This window comes from Dactylosporangium siamense, assembly GCF_016862795.1.
GTDB lineage: Bacteria > Actinomycetota > Actinomycetes > Mycobacteriales > Micromonosporaceae > Dactylosporangium > Dactylosporangium siamense.
The window spans coordinates 1-4,863 of the sequence record NZ_BONQ01000163.1 but is presented as its reverse complement, the minus strand read 5'-3'; the positions used below and the strand labels follow the sequence as shown (position 1 = coordinate 4,863).

The following is a 4,863-nucleotide window of genomic DNA, read 5'->3' as shown; positions in this document are numbered from 1 at the left end:
GCCCGTGCCGTGCCGACGCGTGCTGCTCTGCCCGTGCGGACCCGGCCCCGGTTGCGGACCCGGCGTCAGCCCAATTCGTGGACCGGGCCGGAGCGTAGCTGCCGCATCGTCGGCACGGCGCTCGCCACGATCGCGAGCAGCAGGCACAGCGTCACCACCCCGCTCACGACCTCCCACGGCACGACCAGGTCGACCGGCGCGCCGACCTGCTCGCTGAGCCCCGCCCGGATGCTCAGCAGCGCCCCGAGGGCGACGCCGCCACCGAGCACAGCTCCGATCAGCACGACGAGCGCCGACTCGGCGGTCACGAGCCGCAGCACCTGCCTGCGGGTCGCCCCGGCCAGCCGCACCGCTCGCAGGTCCACGGCCCGGCCCACGGCAGCCATGAGCAGCGTGTTGGCGACCGCGATCGCCCCGTATCCGGCGGACACCGCGATCAGCAGCACCGTGAACAGCCAGACCAGCCGGTCCTCCGCCGCGTCCTGCTCCGCCGCCCACGTGCCGACGTCGACGACCCGGGCACCCGATCCGGCCGGCGCCTCGACGCGGTCGCGGACGAACACCGCCGACGTCAGCGCCGACGGGTCATGGGCCCGGACGGTGGCACGCGGCAGGACCATGTCCCCGGGCACCGACCCGTCGGCGATCACAGCGACGACCCGCAGCGGCACCGTCGTCCCGTCGGCGAACGTCACCACGTACACCGCGGGATATCCCGCCGACCCCCCGCCGCCGGACCCCTCCACCGCTGCTGTCCCCTCAGGCGCCGTCGCGGCCGGCGCCGTCGGCGCTGTCGTTGCCGCGGCAGCCTCCTTGGGCGCTGCCGTCGACGCGGCCGCGGCCGTGGCCTCGGAGCGGGTCAGCACGACGGTGCCCTCGCCACGCAGGTCGGTGACGGCGCCGCTCAGCACCTGCAGGCGCCGGTTCACCGCGACCAACGCGGCCGGCTCCACGCCGATCGCGACCCGCGCCCGCGGTTTGCCCCCGGACGTCGCGGGCGTGAACACCGTCGTCGGCAGGATCGCCGCACCGCCCGGCACAGCCGCGGCCGCCGCGTCGGACAGGCCCGGTGCCCGGTCCGGGGCGACGACCCAGCCGGCGTCGACCCGCGCGGACCGGCCCGCCGCGTAGGCCCCGGTCGACGTGCGGACCATGCCCGACACCAGCACCGCGAACGCGACCGTCAACAGCACCGGCGCGGCCGTCGAGGCGGTGCGCCGCGCGGCGGTCAGCGCGCTGCCCCGCACCAGCATGCCGATCGCGCCGCCCCGCGACGGCAACGGCGAGCGCAGCAGGGCCAGCGGGCGGACGACCGCGGGCGCGAGGACCGTGACACCGGTGACGAGGGCCATGGCGCTGTACATCGCGAACGTCGCCGAGTCCTGCGCGCTGCCCGACGTCGCCGTTCCCACGGCGAGCGCGGTGCCGGCCGCGACCAGCAGCAGGCCGGTGATCCAGCGGGCCCGCCCCATCGGCCGCTGCTCGACCGCGGCCTCCCGCAACGCCTCGACGGGACGCACCCGGGCCGCGCGGCGCGCCGCCGACCACGCCCCGAGCAGCGCGACGAACGGACCGGCGGTGAGCGCCACGAGGATCGGCCACAGCACGAACCGCACCGTGAACGTCGCCGGCTCGAACCCGGCATCGACGAGCGCCCAGCCCAGCGGCGTCGCGCAGGCCGCACCCACCAGCAGCCCGACGACCGCGCCGGCGGCGCCGACCGTCAGGGCCTCGCCCTGCACCAGCCGTCGGATCTGGCGCGGGGTGGCGCCGACCGCGCGCAGCAGCCCGAACTCGCGTCGCCGCTGAGCGACCGCGAAGGCGTACGTCGACGCGACCACGAACACGGTGACGAACCCCGCGAGGGCCGCGACGGCGGTCAGCACCTGCATGCCGATCCAGCGGGTGCGGGCGTCGTCGCGCGGCTCCAGCGCCGCCCGGTCGGCGCCGGTCAGGATCCGGCCGGCGGTGCCGGTGACCGCCTGGGCCGCGGCGGCGACGGCGGCCCGGTCCGCGCCCGGATGCAGCACCAGACCGATCATCTCGACACCCGGGGCGAGGGCCGCGGCGACGTCGTCCGACACGTGGAAGCCGGGCGCGTCGACGGTCCCGCTCACCGTGTACGGCGTAGGCCCCGCAGCGGTCAGCAACGTGACCGGGTCGCCGGGCGACAGCCCGAGCCGACGGTCGACGACGACCTCACCGGCGCGGGCCGGTGCGGCACCCGAGGTCAGGCGCAGCCCGCCGAGCCGGGCGCTGGACCAGCCGTGCCCCTCGCGGGCGTCCTGCCGGTCCCCGTCTGCGGTGTACGGACGGCCGCCGACGACCGCCTGCGCGTAGAACCTGCGGTCCGGCACCGCGGCCGCCACCCCGGGCAGCGCGGAGAGCCGCCCGGCAAGGGCCGTCGCCGCGTCCGACGACCACGGCACCGGCGCGGTGAACGGATCGGCCGGCGACGTCGCCGCCGGGCTGCGGACGATGACGGCGGCGTCCACCAGCCGGTCGGGCACGAGCGGCCGTCCCGACGCGAACAGCAACGTGGCCGCGGTGACCAGCGCGATCCCGACCGCGACGGCGACGAACGCACCCGTGAACCGCCGCACCGTCCGCACGAGCGAACCGCCGGCGCGGGCCCGGCCGGGATCGCGGCGCCACGCGCCAGGCACGACGGCTCCACGACCCCGGCCTGGACCGCGGCGCCGCGCGCTCAGCACGACGGCCCCACGACGCCGGCCTCGACCGCGGCGGTCCGCGCGGCGACGGTCTCGGCGGTGATCGCACCGTCGAGCTCGTCGACGATGCGGCCGTCGGCGAGGATCACCACCCGGTCCGCCCAGGCCGCGGCGACCGGGTCGTGCGTCACCATCACCACCGTCTGCGCGTGCTCGTCGACGAGGGCCCGCAGCAGCCCCAGCACCTGCCGGGACGTGGAGCTGTCCAGGGCGCCGGTCGGCTCGTCGGCGAACACGACAGCCGGCCGGCTGATCAGTGCCCGGGCGAGCGCGACCCGCTGCTGCTCGCCGCCGGACAGCTCGCTCGGCCGGTGGTCGGCCCGGTCGCCGAGACCGACCGCGGTGAGCGCCGCCGCCACGTCGTCGTCCGCCGGCCGCCGCCCCGCCAGTCGCTGCGGCAGCGCCACGTTCTGCGCGGCGGTGAGCGTGGAGACCAGGTTGAACGCCTGGAACACGAAGCCGATCCGGTCGCGTCGCAGCCGGGTCAGCGCGTCCTCGTCCAGGTCGTCGAGGCGGGTGCCGTCGACCGTTACCGTGCCCGCGGCGGGTCGGTCCAGACCCGCCGCGCAGTGCAGCAGCGTCGACTTGCCGGACCCGGACGGCCCCATCACCGCCGTGAACGTCCCCCGGTCGAACCCGACCGTCACCCCCGCGAGGGCTGTCACTTGGCGTGTGCCGGCGCCGTACACGGCCCGCACGTCGTCGAGAAGCACCGTCGGTGTCGTCATGACCCCAGACACTGCTCCTGGTCGCGGGCCGGGCGCGTCAGACCCAGGTCGCTCGCTTGGGTCCTCCTTGAGGTGTACGTCCAGCGCCCCGAACCCATTTCGTCGTTCTCAAGGATGACCCGACGTGGCCGACCCAAGTAGGACGCGGTGCCACCGGACCTGCGACTACCGTCGACCGCGTGACCGAACTGCTGCTGACCCGACGGCTCCGACCGGTGGACCTCTACGCGGTCGACGCCGTCCTCGCCCTCGTGGCCGGTGCGGCGCTGTGCGCCTACGCGGCGCTGGAGTCACCACTGGACGGCAGCGTCGTCGAGCCGGTGTGGGTGTCGGTGCTGACCGGTGCGGTCATCGGGCTGCCGGTCGCGGTGCGGCGCCGCTTCCCCGTTGGGGTCGCGGTCACGGTCAGCCTCGCCGCCACGGCCGCGCTGGCCACCGGCGTGATCCCCAACTATGCGGCCGCCGGGCCGTCGGTGTCGCTCGCGCTTGCCTTCTACAGTCTGGCGGTCGCGACCCCGCTGCGATGGTCGCTGCCCACCGCGGTCGGCTGCCTGGCCGCGGTCGTGTCCGCACTCGCCGTGACCGGCGGGGATCTGTGGTCCGCGACCGGCGCCGTGGCGTACGGGATGCTCATGACCGTGCCCGGCTGGCTGATCGGCTGGACGGTCCGTGAGCGGCGGGCCCTCGCCGCGCGGCAGAGCGAGCAGTCGACCCGGCAGGCGGTCGCCGAGGAGCGGTTACGGATCGCCCGGGAGCTGCACGACATCGTCGCCCACACGATGAGCCTCATAGTGGTGAAGGCCGCCGTCGGCAACCACGTCGCCGAGGCGAGCCCGCAGGAGGCCCGCGACGCGCTGCGGGTGATCGAGGCGACCGGGCGCGGCGCGCTGCTGGAGATGCGGCGGGCGCTGGGCATGCTGCGCGACGACACGCCGTACGCACCGGCGCCGGGCCTCGCCGACCTGGAAGCGCTCGCCGGTCAGTCGTCCTACGGGGAGGTGGACGTGCACCTGGAGGTGGGCGGACCGGTGCCGCGGGAGGCGGTGCCGGAGTCGGTGGGTCTGGCGGTGTACCGCATCGTCCAGGAATCGTTGACCAACGTGGTGAAACACGCCGCGCCCGCCACGTGCCGCGTGACGGTCACGATCGGACCCGCCGACGTGCGGGTCGCCGTCACCGACGACGGCCGCCGGTCCGCCCGCGCGCCAGGCACCGGCCACGGACTGATCGGGATGCGGGAGCGGGTCGCGTCGCACGGCGGCGACTTCACGGCCGGCCCCCGCGACGGTGGTGGGTTCGCCGTGTCGGCCCGGCTGCCGCACGCGCCGGTCGAGGTCGCCGCATGACCGGCCTCCAGCCCGGCACCGGCCGCGCACCGGACCGAGGCGGACCTGCGGTGCGGG

Annotated in this window: 3 protein-coding genes; 1 reads left to right on the top strand and 2 read right to left on the bottom strand. The window is 76.2% G+C overall.

Translation table 11 applies throughout. From position 1 onward, the window contains the following. Positions 1 to 65 precede the first annotated feature (65 nt). A complete protein-coding gene (locus tag Dsi01nite_RS49400) occupies positions 66 to 2,666 on the bottom strand; it encodes an ABC transporter permease (protein ID WP_239136928.1) in 2,601 nt (866 codons plus the stop codon). 41 nt (positions 2,667 to 2,707) lie between these two features. Further along, positions 2,708 to 3,460 (bottom strand): ABC transporter ATP-binding protein, encoded by a 753-nt coding sequence (locus tag Dsi01nite_RS49395; RefSeq protein ID WP_203853443.1) that lies wholly within the window; start codon positions 3,458 to 3,460, stop codon positions 2,708 to 2,710. A gap of 179 nt (positions 3,461 to 3,639) precedes the next feature. Here Dsi01nite_RS49395 and Dsi01nite_RS49390 point away from each other — a divergent pair, with 179 nt between their 5' ends. Then, the gene (locus Dsi01nite_RS49390; protein WP_203853442.1) at positions 3,640 to 4,806 is read left to right on the top strand and encodes a sensor histidine kinase; all 1,167 of its coding nucleotides are present in this window, start codon (positions 3,640 to 3,642) and stop codon (positions 4,804 to 4,806) included. The last annotated feature ends 57 nt before the right edge of the window (positions 4,807 to 4,863 follow it).

Coding starts and splice junctions, on each gene's coding strand:
- Dsi01nite_RS49395 (WP_203853443.1), bottom strand. CDS start 3,460: ATGACGACACCGACGGTGCTTCTCGACGACGTGCGGGCCGTGTACGGC.